Genomic DNA, 13,432 nt, shown 5'->3' with positions numbered 1-13,432 from the left:
GGGAATATAGCGCCGCAGGGGGGAGGGGTCGATTAGCACAAGTGTGCTAATGGCACGATGATTTCATGGAAGGAGATACACATGCTGGAGATCAAACGCGCCAACCAGGAACATGCCCAAGTGGCGTTCGACATCCGTTTGCAGGCCATTCGCAGCCAGTGCATCGGCGCCTACACGCAGGCGCAAATGCTGCTGTGGACGCAGGGTAAAGCCGAAGACGGCTACAGCGCGCTGATGGACAAACCGTTTTACCTGGGGTGGGTGCAGGGAGAGCCGGTGGCCACCGGCATGCTTGATCCGGACAACAACGAAGTCGGCGCATTGTTTGTGTTGCCTGGGTTCACCGGGCGCGGATATGGCAAGGCGATGCTCGATCACCTGGAGAGCGTTGCGCGGGAACAGGCGATTGAAACCCTGGTGCTGGATGCGACGTTGAATGCGGCGAGTTTCTATCGGGCCTGTGGGTACGTGGGTGATGAGCAGGCGATTTACCATTCGCCGTCGGGTTTGCAGTTGGCCTGTGTCCCGATGACCAAACACCTCACCTGCTGATACCACAGGGGATCTGTTTTAAGCTGGGCTTTTCACTCCGGTCTGAACGCAGCGCGCAATCGCGCGATCACCTGCTGCACGGATTCTCCCTGAACCGGCGGCGGCGTAGGGCTTTCCCCAAACTCCCGCCACACAAACAGCGTCAGTTCCGCGCCATCGGTCAAGGCCTGCGCCTGGCCCTGCGCGCCAAAACCTTGCAGCCGCCGATAGCGCTCATCCCGCCAGAACGCGTCCTCCACCCAGTCATACACCGGGATGAAATGAAAATGCAGCGGGAAGCCCGGCATGTGCCCATAGCGGCTGATATACAGCCATTTCGGCTCCAGCTGCGCCTCCATCACCCGCTGGGTCTTTGCCAGCAACCCGCCCAACTCGGTCAGCGCCGCTTCCGGCATGTCAGCCAGGGAGTGGGCTGGCGCCTTGGCGCCCAGCATCAGGTAACCGGGCAGTGCGGACGCCAGGTGGTGGTTGAGCCGCCAGTGTTCGGTTTCGTAAAGGACGTAGGTGGGGTCGATCTGCATAAGCGTATCCGTGAGAGCCGTGCAGGCAGGATACCTGTATCCCACAAAAGCGCTTGATCTGTGTCTATCGGCTGCCGCTCCAGGTCGATAGCCTCAAGCCCTGCACAACCATCATTGAGCCCATCATGGATCTGAACGCTGTTCCCTTTGGCACCACCGACTGGTCCACGGTCGAACCGGTTTCTCACCCTGGCGTGACGGGCAATGCCATATGGCGCACCGGCCACTTCGGCACGACCCGCGTGCGCATGGTCGAATACACCCCCGGCTACCTGGCGGATCACTGGTGCTGGCGCGGGCACATTCTGTTGTGCCTTGAAGGCGAGCTGCACACGGAGCTGGAAGACGGCCGCCAGTTCACCCTGACGACCGGAATGAGTTACCAGGTGGGCAATGACATGGAAGGCCATCGCTCTTCGACGCGTGTCGGGGCGAAATTGTTTATTGTGGATTGAGGCGCACGATCAACTTGCCGAAGTTGCGCCCCTCCAGCAGTCCGATAAAGGCTTCGGGCGCCTGTTCCAGACCCTCGACAATGTCTTCGCGCCATTTGAGTTTGCCGTCGGCGATCCACTGTGCGGCCTCTTTGAGGAACCTGTCCTGTTGTTGATCGGCGAACTCGGTCTGGATAAACCCGCGTACGGTCAGGCTCTTGGCGAGAATGTCATGCATCGTGGCTGGCAGGCGATCAGCGGTGGCTTCCTGCAGGGCGCCATCGTTGTAGTGGGCAATCAGCCCGCACACCGGAATCCGCGCAAAGTCATTGAGCAGTGGCCGCACGGCATCCCAGACAGGCCCGGCGACGTTCTCGAAGTACACGTCGATGCCATTCGGGCATGCCCTGGCCAGTTGTTCGGCAAAGTCTGGGGCCCGGTGGTCGATGACCGCATCAAAACCCAGTTCGTCTTTCACAAAAGCACACTTGTCCGCCCCACCCGCAATGCCCACGGCTCGGGCACCGTGCAGGCGAGCGATCTGGCCGACCACCGAGCCCACGGCCCCGCTGGCGGCTGCGACGACCACGGTGTCGCCGGATTTGGGTTGGCCAATGTTGAGCAGCCCGGCGTACGCCGTGAAGCCCGGCATGCCTAGCACGCCGAGGGCCGTGGTAAGGGGCGCGATGCTGGGGTCCAGGCGGCGCAGGTCGTGCCCGTCAGACACGGCAAAGCGCTGCCAGCCGGCGTAGGCCAGCACGAGGTCACCTTCGTGCCAGTCAGCGTGACGCGAGTGCGTGATACGCGCCACGGTGCCGCCCACCATCACTTCACCGATGCCGACGGGTTCGGCGTACGACTTGGCGTCGCTCATGCGCCAGCGCATGTACGGGTCGAGGGACAGGTAGAGATTTTCCAGCAGCACCTGGCCATCGGCAGGCGAGGGTATCGCAGCGTATTCGAGGCGAAAGTCGCTGGTTTTCGGGCGACCGTCGGGGCGAGCAGCCAATACGATGCGTGGGTTGCGGGGGTTATCCATGATGTTTGACTCACTGGTTGAACAGGCTGGGCAGCGTAGTCATCCGGTGGATATCAAGGTAGGGTGATAGCGGTTGATTCAGAGTTATGCCAAACATGATATCCGATGCCTTCGAACCCTATTTACTGCGCACCTTTGTCGCGGTGTGTCATCACGGCAGCCTCAGTGGCGCTGCGCAACAAGCGGGCAGGGCGCAATCGGCGCTGAGCGCACAGATTCGTCGGCTCGAAGAACTGCTCGGGCAACGCCTTTTGCGCCGTACCGGGCGTGGGGTGGTGCCGACCACCGAGGGCGAACTGTTGCTCAGCTACGCCACGCGCATCCTGGCGCTGGGAGAGACGGTGGCGACACGTCTCAAGGAGCGCACGGTAATGGGCACCGTGCGCGTCGGCCTTTCGGAAGACGTGGCGGTCTCGGCTTTGCCGGCCGCGCTGGGGCGGTTGCGGCGTGCCAGCCCGCATGTGCACATGGACATCACCGTGGACCACGGCGATGCCCTCGCCGAACGCTGGCACGATGGCTTGCTCGACGTCGCCATCGGCGTGAGCTCGGTGTTTGCCGCCGACCCCGTGCAGACCTGGAACATGCCCCTGTATTGGGTAAGCGGGATCGACGATGAGATCGACCCGGCACTGGCGTTGGATGTGATCGTGTATGCCGAGCCCTGCGCGTGGCGGCGCCTGATGTTTGATGCGTTGTTGAGCGCCGGTCGGGACTTCCGGGTAACCGTCACCAGCCCGAATATCGGCGTGATCATGGCGGCGGTGGAGAGCGGCTTGGGGGTCGCCCTGTTGCCTGCCGAGAATATTCGCCTGGACACCATGCGCGTGATCGCCCTGGGGCCCAACGCTAACCCGGCGTTGAGCGTCAACTACGGGTTATTTGCGGTGCCGCGCCAGACCGATAGCATCCGCGCCACGGTGGCGTTGCTCAGCGAGAGTTTTCACCTGATGACGCAGCCAAGGGCAAGTGGCCTGATCCCTTTCGATACAGTCCACCCAACTCCTGTGCCAAGTCGATAAGACGCTCGTTTGGTGTGGTGAGCGGGCTTGCCCCGCGCTGGGCTGCGAAGCAGCCCTAAAACCATGCACCGCGTTCTTTCAGAGGGGGTTGAGTGCTCGTGGGTGGGGCCGCTTCGCGCCCCAGCGCGGGGCAAGCCCGCTCACCACAGCAAGCCCGTTCACCACAATAAGCTCGCTCACCACAACAAGCACGCTCACCACAACAGAACTGACAAACCTTCAGAACCCGTCAGCCACAGCCGCCCTCAATGCATCTTGCTGTGATCCATCCCATCCAGGCCACGGGCAGGCGCGGTGACTTCAATCGCCTGCTTCTCGCCCTTGGCATTTTGTACGGTCAGGGTCAGGGGGACCTGGTCGCCTTCCTTGATCTGGCGGGTCAGGCCCATCAGCATCACGTGGTAACCGTCGGGGTCGAGGGTCACGGCCTTGCCGGCAGGCAGGGCTACCGAGTCCACTGGGCCCATGCGCATCACGTCGTCCTTCATGCTCATTTCATGGATCTGCACGTCCTTGGCCACTGGCGAGGCCACGCTCAGCAACGTGCTGTCGCTGTCGGCGGTGACGGTCATGAAGGCGCCGCTGGACGGCTGGCCCGGCACACTGGCGCGTACCCAGGCATCGGTGACTAGCACCTGGGCGCTGGCGTGGGCGGCGAGGCCCAGCAAGGTCATGCCGACCAGGGCGCGTTTGAGGTGTTGAACGGCAGTCATTAGCAGACCTCCATGACGGTGAGCAGGTCTTCTGCGCACTCTTTAGCAGTAAGGGATGCCTGCAGGCCCAGGCGCAGGTTGCCACGGGTATCGAACACGAAACTGGTGGCGGTGTGGGACAGGGTATAGGTGTCGCCGGCGGGAATCTTTTCATAAAAGATCCCGAATTCCTTGGCCGCCACGGCGATTTCTTCCGGGGTGCCGTACAGCGCTTCGAAGCTGGGGTCGAAGGCCTTGACGTACTTGTCGAGAATCTCGGGCGTGTCGCGTTCCGGGTCCAGGGTGATAAACACCACCTGCATGATTTCGCCGTCGCGGCCCATCAGCTTCTTGGCCTGGGCGGCGCGCGCCAGGGTGGTCGGGCACACGGCCGGGCACTGGGTGAAACCGAAGAACACCACCGGCATCAGGCCACGGTACGAGCTGAGGGTGACGGTCTCGCCGTCGGTGTTCTTGAGCTTGAAGGTGCGGCCCATGATCTTGTCGCTCAAGTCCTTGCCGTACTTGAAGTTCAGCTTGGGGCTGTAGTCACAGCCGCCCAGCAGGCTGCCCAGGCCCAACAGGCCCATACCGGTCAGCACTTTGCGGCGGGTGAATAACGTACTCATCAACTGTGCATCCTGTGAAGCGCCTGCATTGCTCTGGATCAATACGTCAGGCTTTGAGGGCGCCCAGTCTACCAACCCTGGGAAGCACACGTAATCTGCGACGTTCTGCCACAGGGGCATGCCGCGCTTCATCCTTTTGCGGCTCCGGTGGTAGAGTCGCCGCCATGAAATTGAGCCACCCCGACCGTTCCCTGATTGCCTGGGCCCTGTACTTCTGCGTGCTGATGAACCTGTTCGTCTGCGGTTTGGGGCATGGGCAGATGATGGGCGAGGCACTCAATGGCATCGGCGGGGCGTTCTGTTCGCTGGATGGCAAGCAGGCGCCACTTTCCGACAAAGGGTTGGGCAGCCCGTCTTCCAGCAACATCTCGAACTACTTTGCCTGCCCCGTCTGCAACGCTTTAACCGTTGCGCTGGTGTTTCTGGTCGGCCTGGCCTGGTTGTTGGGCCTGGAGCGCACCCCGCGACCGGCCCATGAGCGGCGCAACAAGGCGCCGCCACGCTATGCCTGGCCCTCGGCCAACCCCCGCGCTTCCCCCCGCATTCTGACGTATGCCCTGGGCCTCCTGAGACCAGGAGGCGTTCCATCGTCATGAATGTGAGTGCGTGTCATGAACCACCTGTTGCCCGCAGGCGCCCGCCGCCTGGTTAGCACGGCGTCCCGTCGCCTGCACGCGGAACCCGCGCCGCCTGAGTACCCCAGCAATTGCCGCAGCTTCGTGCACCTGGATGCACGCCTGTTGCCGTATTGGCACACCCTGTTCGATATCTGCCCGGCGCTGCTCAAGCTCGACCCGCCCGAGGGCCTGAACCTGTTTCGCAGCTTTATGACCTGGGCCTATCGGCACCGGCCGCCACGGGATTGGACCTACCATTTGAACGTCTGCCGCTGGCTGCTGGGTTCGGCGTATCGGTCGCAGATCGATGCCGAACCCATCGAGGCCTTTATGGCAGCGGCGGCTGCGCGCTGGGTCGACACGGATGACACCCCGGCCCAGGGCGTGGTCCTGGCCTGGCAGGGGTCGACGGTGTTCGACTGGAAGCGCGCCGCGTTGGCGGGCGCCGAACAGCAGGCGCTGCCGGGCACGCAATGGGATTTCGCCTGGGGCCCATTGAGCGCCCGGGGCGGATTCAGCGGCTGGTTGCCGGTGCCATGAGGTGTTGGCGACTCCACGTGTCTGCGTCGGTTACGCCGATGAATTGCCGAGCGTTGAGCGTCACGGCGGGAGTGATTGCGTTGTGGGCTTGGGTGGTGGAGAAGGGGGAGGATTTTCGGCGGGCGCGGGGCGGCTAACCCGGCGTCCTGCCGGGTTACCTACGGGTTCAAGCCTGCGTTCGGCCAGCGCGGTTGAGGGTCGCTTGAGATCAAGATCAAAAGCCTTGTGCGGCGTCATGCCGCGGTTCGGGGTTGATCGTGGTCAAGAGGTGGTGGGGTGGCAGTTCCCACACTGTGGGGAATTTCCTGGAGGACTGCACCATGCCTTTGTCTCTTGCGCAATTGCGCCGCAACTACACGCTTTATGGTCTTCGTGATGATTGTCCGCAGGCGGATCCGTTGGTGTTGTTTGGTCAGTGGCTGGAGCAGGCACGCAAGACTGAGCTGCCGCCGGCCGAGGCTAACTGCATGGCCCTGGCGACGGTGGACAGTCAGGGGCATGCCCATTGCCGCATGCTGTTGCTCAAGGGATTCAGTGCGCAGGGGTTTTTCTTTTTTGGCCATTACCAGAGTGCCAAGGGCCAGGAGTTGGCCGGCAATCCCCATGCCGCCATGACGTTTTTCTGGCCGGGGCTGGAACGTCAGGTGCGTGTCGAGGGGGCGGTGGTGAAGGCCGATGCCGAGCTATCGGACGATTACTTTGATGCACGTCCGGTAGCCAGTCAGTTGGGCAGTTGGGCCTCACCCCAGAGTCAGCCTCTGGTCCATCGCAATGAGTTGGAAGGGCGTCTGCGTGAGGTCACCGAGCGCTTCGCCGGGCGCCAACCGCCGCGGCCCGAGCATTGGGGAGGCTACTGCCTGCAACCCCGGCGTATCGAATTCTGGCAAGGCCGCCCCGACCGTTTGCATGACCGTCTCGATTATCGCTTGCACGACGGCGTGTGGCAGCGCACGCGTCTGGCGCCGTGACGGTATTTTTCAACACCTGGAGGCTGGCTCATGACCCGGTGTGACAGCGGCGAATGGCTGCCGATGGAGGAGGCCATTGACCGGTTTCTGGCCCAGTCACCGTCACCTCCGTCCACCGAAGTGATTGCGTTGACGGATGCCCTCGGGCGGGTGATGGCTGAAGACGTGTTTTCACCCCGCGACCTGCCGCGCTGGGACAACAGCGCCACAACCGGCTATGCCCTGCGTGCGCTTGACGTGCCTGAGCAGGGTGGTTACCTGCATGTGGTTGAGCGGCTCGCTGCCGTGGATAGCAAGGATGGGTCGTTGCAGGCCGGGCACGCTGTGCCGATTGTTACTGGCGCGCCGCTGCCGCAGGGTGCTGACACTGTGGTACCCCAGGCACGTTGCCGCGTCTACGGCCAGCGTATCTGGTGCCCACCCTTGTGCCGGGGCGAGCACGTACGCAAGCGTGGCGGGGCGTTGCAACGCGGGCAGCGCGTGGTGAGTGCGGGCATGCGCCTGCGCGGCCTGGAAATTGGCTTGCTGGCCGCTGCGGGCATTCCTAGGGTCAAGGTGTATCGGAGGGGGTGATAACCGAATCCCGGGCTGCCAGCCTTGATAGGGTGCTTCTGTTGTTTTGCGAATGCGGCCTGTTGCTCCGCGTTCGCGGCGTGGGGTGCCGAGTCACTGTATAGCCGCTGACCGCGGCACCCGGTGCAGAGGCTCGATGGCGCTCGAGCCGCCGCCTACGGATGAACCGTCAACTGCCCGACCGGGGTTTGTCTTTGCTGGGTTTATGGGTATCAGCAGGCTTGACCGGTTTGGTCGGCTGCTTGTCGGTGTCTTTGGTCTTCTTGCTACTGTCCGAAGGGCTGCTGGGGTAGGTGCCCGGCGGCAGGGCGGAACCGGCAGCGCTGTCGCCACTCAGGGTATTCGCCGAGGGTTCGGGGTTATCGCCGAATGCGGCGAAGGCAGGGCCGGTGAGCAGGGCTGACAAGCCAACGATAAGCAAGATCCTGTGGGACGATCTGGTCTTCATGACGCAATCCCCTCGCGTGATGGGTCAAGAGCCTGGCTCAGTTCCAGGCTCTGGACATGCCTCGATCAAGCCGCCATTGGCTTGGTCGACTGCAATTTTTTATGCGCTGCTTTCATCGCTTCCATTTCAGCGCCCAATTCTTCAAGCAGTGCTTTGCCCAGCAGCTTTTTAGCCTGCGGGAACATCTCGGTTTCTTCTTCTTCGATGTGGTGCTCCAGCAACTCCTTGACCACTTTGACGCGACCGGAAAACTCCGTGGTCGAGGGCTCGGTCTGTTTCAGGTCCGGCAGCACCAGGGAGTCAACCGTGCGGTGCTCTTCCTTGGCTTCGTGGTACATGATGTCCTGTTCCTTGCCACCGGCCTTCCTGAACGCCGGGTAGAGGATTTCTTCTTCCAGTTTAGTGTGCAGGCTGATTTCCGCTTCCAGCTTGGCCAACAGCTCAGTACGTTTTTTTACCCCACGCTCGGTGGACTCACTCAACTGAGTCAGCAGGGCCTTTACGCGTTCGTGGTCAGCTTTGAGCAGGTCAATGGCATTCATGGGTGACACCTCACGGGAAACTCAGGGCGTGTCGACATGCACGCCTCGTCCAGTACAGCTGTGCATCAGTTGTACCAACTTGAGCTATTGCTAATTCGCCAGGTAATTCAAGGGGCTACAAGGACGGGAAGGTTGTACCGGTCGTGCAGGTTGCATGGTCGGTCGTGTGGGACGTTGCATTCCACCACCCAAGGATGTTTGCGCAAATTTTAATGAACCCTCGCGGCCGATGCTTGACCTAACGTATACGACCTAGGAGGTGAAGCATGGAAATTCAATATGTCTGGATCGGCTTGGCGGTGATTCTGCTGCTACTGGAATTGTGGGCGATCAATGTCGTGCTGCGTAGTACGGGGGGCTGGGAAACAAAAGGATTGTGGTTGGTGGTGCTTATTTTTGTACCGCTACTGGGCCTGATTGCCTGGGCGATGTTCGGGCCGAAACGCGAGATGCCGGAACAGCGTAAAAGCTGAGGTCAGGGTTGACACAAAACAGGCGCCATCGAGGCGCCTGTTTTCGTTGCGCTTTAAAAAATCAGCCTGCCAGAGTCTTGGCGATGGCTTCATTGAAGGCTGGCAGATCATCCGGGGTGCGCGAGGTAATCAAGGTCCAGCCATTGGCCTTGCACTGCTTGACCTCGGCGTCGACCCATCCGGCGGCGCCGGCGTTTTCCAGGTCAATCCGCACGCTTTTGTAGGAGGTGAGGGTTTTGCCCTTGATCACGCCGGCATCGATCAGCGCCCATGGGCCGTGACAGATCGCTGCCACGGTTTTGCCCGCCTGCACGAATTCGTTGATCAGCTTCAGCGCGGCCGCATCCTGGCGCAACGTGTCGGCATTGACGGTGCCGCCGGGAATGACCAGCGCATCGAAATCGGCGCCGGAAAGCTCGGACAGCTTCGCGTCGGACTCCACCGTCAGGTCCTTCTCGGTGTCGCCGACGAAGGTCTGGGTGGTGCCGCCTTTGCTGGAACCGTGGGTCACGGTTGCGCCATAACCGCGCAGTGCTTCCAGGGGCTTGAGCAGTTCATCGCGCTCGATGCCGGTGTTGGAAGTGATGACCAGAATCTTCTTGCCGTTGAGGTGTGAACTCATGATCGAGTGTCTCCTGATGGGTGAGCGAAGGATGGGATATGGGAGAGTTGATCCGGCGGGGGCGGCAAAGGTTTAAATTAATTTGCGCTTATTTCCTGGGCGGTTGGCACGGGCAATTTCCTTGAACTATCCAAACCGGCAGGCCTCTGCTGCTTAAGTGCATGCCACTTTCTTTGAGAGTGCCCGCCACTCTTTGCGGGCCTTCATTTAACAGGAGACACACCATGACTGCCGACAAAACCCCAGCCCCCATCAGCTCTGAAGAAGCCCAGAAAGGTACGGAAAAACCAGCCAAGGGCCAGACCCTGGAACGCCCGAATCCGAAGACCGAAACCGTCGACAAAGTGCTGACGCCTACCTCGATCAAGGACACCGAACGCCAGACCGATGCCATCAACGAACAGGCCGCCAAGGCCGAGCGCAAGCTGGGCCACTGAGCATGGCCCGATCCATCACCGCGTCAGAGTTGGGCATCGAACTCAAGCCCGATGATGACAGTGGCCTGTTCAAGTGGTTTATCGCCAGCTTCCTCATGGGCAAGCGTATCCAGGCACCAATTGCCGCGCAGGCCTACAAGGTGATCGTGGAAGAGCAGGGTCGCGACACCGCGCGCAAGCTGCAGCACTGCACATCGCGTGAGTTGGTGGCCATGCTCGGACGCGCGCACTACGTGCGCTATGACGAAACCACCGCGCAACGTTTGCTCGACCTCAGCGCCAAGTTGAACGCCGAGTACGCCGGCAAGATCACCCACATGCGCAGTGCCAGCGAAAGCCGTGAAGCCTTCGAAAAACGCCTCGGCGAATTCGACGGTGTGGGCCCCAAGACCATCGAGATTTTCATGCGCGATGCCGCCAAGGTGCTGTTTTGACGGCCACCCTAATGGTGGGCTGTGCCGGTTGGAGTTTGCCGCGTGAATACTGGCCGGCGTTTGCCGGCGAGGGCACGCATTTGCAGCGTTATGCGTCGCGCTTCAATGCGGTGGAAATCAACAGCTCGTTCTATCGCCCGCACCAGGCGAAGACGTATGCGCGGTGGGCGCAATCGGTGCCGTCCGGCTTTCGTTTTTCGGTCAAGATGCCTAAGCGCATCACCCATGAATTACGCCTGCAAGGCTGCGAGGTCGCACTCGATGAGTTTCTCGGGCAATGCCAGCACTTGGGCGCGCAACTGGGCTGTCTGCTGGTGCAATTGCCGCCTTCGCTGAGCTTTGAACCGGGCGTGGTCAGCGCATTTTTCACAGCACTGCGCGAGCGTTTCGCGGGTGCTGTGGTGCTGGAGCCACGGCACGCGAGTTGGCTTGCTGCCGAGGAATTATTGCAGGGCCTGCAGATAGGGCGAGTAGCGGCCGACCCGCCAGTGATCGAATCGGGCGATGCCCCGGCCGGTTGGCAGGGCGTGCGTTACTGGCGTCTGCATGGATCGCCGCGTATCTATCACAGTGCCTACGGGCCTGAACGGGTCCAGGCGTATGCGCGTGTGTTGAGCGCCTCTGTGGAAGAGGGCATTCCCACCTGGTGCATCTTCGATAACACCGCCAGCGGCCTGGCTACCCCCGACGCGCTGTCGCTACTCGACCTCTACCCGCAGCACTTCCAACCCTAGCTGCTCATACGCCTCCACACTCGGCACATGCCACTCGGTGATCAACGTGTGAATGCGACTGCACGGCGCCACCACAAAGGGCTCCACCGCGCCGAGCTTGTCCGCCATGGTCACCGCCACCACGTGGGACGCGCTGTCGAGCAAGGCCTGCTTGACCGCCACCTCATCAAAATGCAGCGAGCTGATACCTACTTGCGGGTGCAACGCACACACCCCCGTAAACAGCAGGTCGGCCTTGATGCCCTGGATCAGCCGCACGGTCTCATGGCCGCTGGTGGACAGCGTCGCCGGGTTGAGTTGGCCGCCGGCGAGAATCACTTTGACATCGGGATGGTCGGCCAGGGCGATGGCGATCATGGGGGACGGCGTGACCACGGTCAGGCGGATCGAGCGCGGCAATGACTGGGCGATCTGCAGGGTGGTGGAGCCGGAATCGAACAACACGATCTGGCCATCTTCCACGCGGTCGGCGGCCAGTCGTGCGAGGTGGCGCTTGGCCTCGTTGGTCTCGCCGACGCGGGTAAAGAAGTCTTTGCCAGTGTCCTTGGGCCGGGGCAGGGCGCCGCCGTGCACGCGTTGCAACAGGCCGGCGGCGGCGAGTTCGCCGAGGTCACGGCGAATGGTGTCCTGGGACACGGCAAAGTGTTCTACCAACTCCGAGGCGGTGACTTTGCCGTCGCGCTCCAGCAGCAACAGGATCTTCTGTTTGCGCAAGGAAGGCAGGTCGATATCGTGATGAGTGCTGTGCATGATTTTGCATCTTTGTGCGGGTTTATGCAAGATTAGTCGCCGCGCGTTCTGAACGCAATGGCTGGTTGTGCAGCCGATGGGCGGTTACTCTCAGTGCTCAGTTCAGGGAGAGGTGACCTAGATGTCGTTGATCACAACCATCGAAGATTTACGCAAGCTTGCGCAAAAACGTGTCCCACGGATGTTCTACGACTATGCCGATTCCGGCTCCTGGACTGAGAGCACCTACCGGGCGAATGAAAGTGATTTTGCCAGCATCAAGTTCCGCCAGCGTGTCGCGCGCAATATCGATGAGCGTTCGATACGCACCCGCATGATCGGCCAGGACATGGCCATGCCGGTGGCGCTGGCGCCTACCGGATTGGCCGGCATGCAGCACGCCGATGGCGAGATTCTGACCGCCCGCGCCGCTGCCGCATTTGGCCTGCGCTACACCTTGTCGACCATGAGCATTTGCTCCCTGGAAGACATCGCCGAACACGTCGGCCAGCCGTTCTGGTTCCAGCTGTATGTGATGCGTGACCGGGCCTTCATCGAACAATTGATTGAGCGCGCCAAGGCGGCCGGCGTGGATGCATTGGTGCTGACCCTCGATTTGCAGATCCTCGGGCAACGCCACAAGGACTTGATCAACGGCCTGTCGGCGCCGCCCAAGCTGACCCTGCCCAATATCCTCAACATGGCCACCAAGCCGCGCTGGGTGATGGGGATGCTCGGCACCAAACGTCGTGGCTTTGGCAACATCGTCGGGCATGTAAAAGGCGTGGCGGACATGAGTTCGCTGTCGTCCTGGACGGCCCAGCAGTTTGACCCGCGCCTGAGCTGGGACGATGTGGAATGGATCAAGAAGTGCTGGGGCGGCAAATTGATCATCAAGGGCATCCTCGATGTGGAAGACGCGCGTCTGGCCGTGAATGCCGGTGCCGACGCATTGGTGGTGAGCAACCACGGTGGTCGTCAACTCGATGGCGCACCGTCGAGCATCAGCCAACTGCCGGCAATTGTGGCGGCGGTGGGTGAGCGCATCGAGGTATGGCTGGATGGCGGTATTCGGTCCGGCCAGGACGTGCTCAAGGCGATGGCATTGGGGGCCAAAGGCACCATGATCGGCCGGCCGCATTTGTATGGCTTGGGGGCGATGGGCGAGGCGGGTGTGACCAAGGCGCTTGACATCATCGCCCGTGAGTTGGACGTGACGATGGCGCTGTGTGGCTATAACGATATACGCGAGGTGAATCGCGAGATTTTGTTGCCGGGTACATTTCCTGAAAGCGTTTATTGAGCAAAAAAAACGTAAAAAAATAAAAAGAGTTGTCCACGAAAACCGTGGGTATCTCTGTGGATAACTTTGCGAAGCCCCGGCTGGGTTGGCGATTTAAGCAGAGGTCAATATTTGATCAACTTA

Annotated in this window: 20 protein-coding genes; 12 read left to right on the top strand and 8 right to left on the bottom strand. The window is 61.3% G+C overall.

Annotation, left to right across the window (positions count from 1 at the left end):
- The first annotated feature begins 81 nt into the window (after positions 1–81).
- Complete coding sequence (locus KUA23_RS17315) at positions 82–552, top strand: GNAT family N-acetyltransferase (protein WP_252992496.1); 471 nt, start codon at positions 82–84, stop codon at positions 550–552.
- A 32-nt stretch (positions 553–584) separates the two neighbouring features.
- Here KUA23_RS17315 and KUA23_RS17310 read toward each other — a convergent pair whose 3' ends face one another.
- Complete coding sequence (locus KUA23_RS17310; RefSeq protein ID WP_099491724.1) at positions 585–1,073, bottom strand: HIT family protein; 489 nt, start codon at positions 1,071–1,073, stop codon at positions 585–587.
- A 125-nt stretch (positions 1,074–1,198) separates the two neighbouring features.
- Between KUA23_RS17310 and KUA23_RS17305 the strand changes: the two genes are divergently transcribed.
- Positions 1,199–1,528: a DHCW motif cupin fold protein gene (locus KUA23_RS17305; protein WP_252992495.1), complete on the top strand. Its 330-nt coding sequence runs from the start codon at positions 1,199–1,201 to the stop codon at positions 1,526–1,528.
- Here KUA23_RS17305 and KUA23_RS17300 read toward each other — a convergent pair.
- Entirely contained in the window at positions 1,515–2,546 is a 1,032-nt protein-coding gene (locus KUA23_RS17300; RefSeq protein ID WP_100490461.1) for an NADP-dependent oxidoreductase, read from the bottom strand. The genes KUA23_RS17305 and KUA23_RS17300 overlap by 14 nt on opposite strands.
- 86 nt (positions 2,547–2,632) lie before the next feature.
- On the opposite strand from KUA23_RS17300, the gene KUA23_RS17295 reads away from it, so the two are divergent.
- On the top strand, positions 2,633–3,568 hold the full coding sequence (locus KUA23_RS17295) for a LysR family transcriptional regulator (RefSeq protein WP_078048846.1): 936 nt from the start codon (positions 2,633–2,635) through the stop codon (positions 3,566–3,568).
- Between the two features lie 245 nt (positions 3,569–3,813).
- Here KUA23_RS17295 and KUA23_RS17290 read toward each other — a convergent pair whose 3' ends face one another.
- Positions 3,814–4,281 (bottom strand): copper chaperone PCu(A)C, encoded by a 468-nt coding sequence (locus KUA23_RS17290; protein ID WP_252992494.1) that lies wholly within the window; start codon positions 4,279–4,281, stop codon positions 3,814–3,816.
- Positions 4,281–4,889, bottom strand: a complete 609-nt coding sequence (locus KUA23_RS17285; protein ID WP_034106413.1) for an SCO family protein — start codon at positions 4,887–4,889, stop codon at positions 4,281–4,283. Before KUA23_RS17285 ends, KUA23_RS17290 begins: the two co-directional genes overlap by 1 nt.
- A 164-nt stretch (positions 4,890–5,053) precedes the next feature.
- On the opposite strand from KUA23_RS17285, the gene KUA23_RS17280 reads away from it, so the two are divergent.
- The 4 genes from KUA23_RS17280 to KUA23_RS17265 all read left to right on the top strand — a co-directional run bounded on the left by KUA23_RS17280 (position 5,054) and on the right by KUA23_RS17265 (position 7,587).
- On the top strand, positions 5,054–5,485 hold the full coding sequence (locus tag KUA23_RS17280; RefSeq protein WP_252992493.1) for a DUF2946 domain-containing protein: 432 nt from the start codon (positions 5,054–5,056) through the stop codon (positions 5,483–5,485).
- Positions 5,486–5,500: 15 nt separating this feature from the next.
- Positions 5,501–6,046 carry a putative natural product biosynthesis protein gene (locus KUA23_RS17275; RefSeq protein WP_252992492.1) on the top strand — a complete coding sequence of 182 codons (546 nt, stop codon included), beginning with the start codon at positions 5,501–5,503 and terminating at the stop codon, positions 6,044–6,046.
- Positions 6,047–6,366: 320 nt separating this feature from the next.
- Positions 6,367–7,014, top strand: coding sequence for a pyridoxamine 5'-phosphate oxidase (gene pdxH / locus KUA23_RS17270; protein WP_078048842.1), 648 nt, complete (start codon positions 6,367–6,369; stop codon positions 7,012–7,014).
- A gap of 30 nt (positions 7,015–7,044) precedes the next feature.
- Entirely contained in the window at positions 7,045–7,587 is a 543-nt protein-coding gene (locus tag KUA23_RS17265; protein WP_252992491.1) for a molybdopterin-binding domain-containing protein, read from the top strand.
- 169 nt (positions 7,588–7,756) lie between these two features.
- On the opposite strand, the gene KUA23_RS17260 is transcribed toward KUA23_RS17265, so the two are convergent.
- The gene (locus KUA23_RS17260) at positions 7,757–8,035 is read right to left on the bottom strand and encodes a hypothetical protein (protein WP_078048841.1); all 279 of its coding nucleotides are present in this window, start codon (positions 8,033–8,035) and stop codon (positions 7,757–7,759) included.
- Between the two features lie 65 nt (positions 8,036–8,100).
- Positions 8,101–8,577 carry a PA2171 family ribosome-binding persister protein gene (locus KUA23_RS17255; protein WP_028616598.1) on the bottom strand — a complete coding sequence of 159 codons (477 nt, stop codon included), beginning with the start codon at positions 8,575–8,577 and terminating at the stop codon, positions 8,101–8,103.
- 266 nt (positions 8,578–8,843) lie between these two features.
- On the opposite strand from KUA23_RS17255, the gene KUA23_RS17250 reads away from it, so the two are divergent.
- Positions 8,844–9,050, top strand: coding sequence for a PLDc N-terminal domain-containing protein (locus KUA23_RS17250; protein ID WP_078048840.1), 207 nt, complete (start codon positions 8,844–8,846; stop codon positions 9,048–9,050).
- Between the two features lie 61 nt (positions 9,051–9,111).
- On the opposite strand, the gene KUA23_RS17245 is transcribed toward KUA23_RS17250, so the two are convergent.
- Positions 9,112–9,672 (bottom strand): type 1 glutamine amidotransferase domain-containing protein, encoded by a 561-nt coding sequence (locus KUA23_RS17245; protein WP_078048839.1) that lies wholly within the window; start codon positions 9,670–9,672, stop codon positions 9,112–9,114.
- Between the two features lie 224 nt (positions 9,673–9,896).
- Between KUA23_RS17245 and KUA23_RS17240 the strand changes: the two genes are divergently transcribed.
- The 3 genes from KUA23_RS17240 to KUA23_RS17230 are packed head-to-tail and all read left to right on the top strand — an operon-like array spanning position 9,897 to position 11,277.
- Positions 9,897–10,109 (top strand): hypothetical protein, encoded by a 213-nt coding sequence (locus tag KUA23_RS17240; protein ID WP_078048838.1) that lies wholly within the window; start codon positions 9,897–9,899, stop codon positions 10,107–10,109.
- 2 nt (positions 10,110–10,111) lie between these two features.
- The gene (locus KUA23_RS17235; RefSeq protein ID WP_100490464.1) at positions 10,112–10,543 is read left to right on the top strand and encodes a DNA methylase; all 432 of its coding nucleotides are present in this window, start codon (positions 10,112–10,114) and stop codon (positions 10,541–10,543) included.
- Positions 10,544–10,554: 11 nt separating this feature from the next.
- Positions 10,555–11,277: a DUF72 domain-containing protein gene (locus tag KUA23_RS17230; RefSeq protein ID WP_252994292.1), complete on the top strand. Its 723-nt coding sequence runs from the start codon at positions 10,555–10,557 to the stop codon at positions 11,275–11,277.
- Here the strand turns inward: KUA23_RS17230 and KUA23_RS17225 are convergent.
- Complete coding sequence (locus KUA23_RS17225; protein WP_078048835.1) at positions 11,242–12,027, bottom strand: DeoR/GlpR family DNA-binding transcription regulator; 786 nt, start codon at positions 12,025–12,027, stop codon at positions 11,242–11,244. The genes KUA23_RS17230 and KUA23_RS17225 overlap by 36 nt on opposite strands.
- Positions 12,028–12,148: 121 nt before the next feature.
- Between KUA23_RS17225 and KUA23_RS17220 the strand changes: the two genes are divergently transcribed.
- Positions 12,149–13,309, top strand: a complete 1,161-nt coding sequence (locus tag KUA23_RS17220) for an alpha-hydroxy acid oxidase (RefSeq protein WP_078048834.1) — start codon at positions 12,149–12,151, stop codon at positions 13,307–13,309.
- The last annotated feature ends 123 nt before the right edge of the window (positions 13,310–13,432 follow it).

Origin of the sequence: Pseudomonas pergaminensis, from assembly GCF_024112395.2 — a bacterium.
Classification (GTDB): Bacteria; Pseudomonadota; Gammaproteobacteria; order Pseudomonadales; family Pseudomonadaceae; genus Aquipseudomonas; species Aquipseudomonas pergaminensis.
Note: the sequence above shows the minus strand (reverse complement) of the source record. Positions and strands in the feature narration are given on the sequence as shown.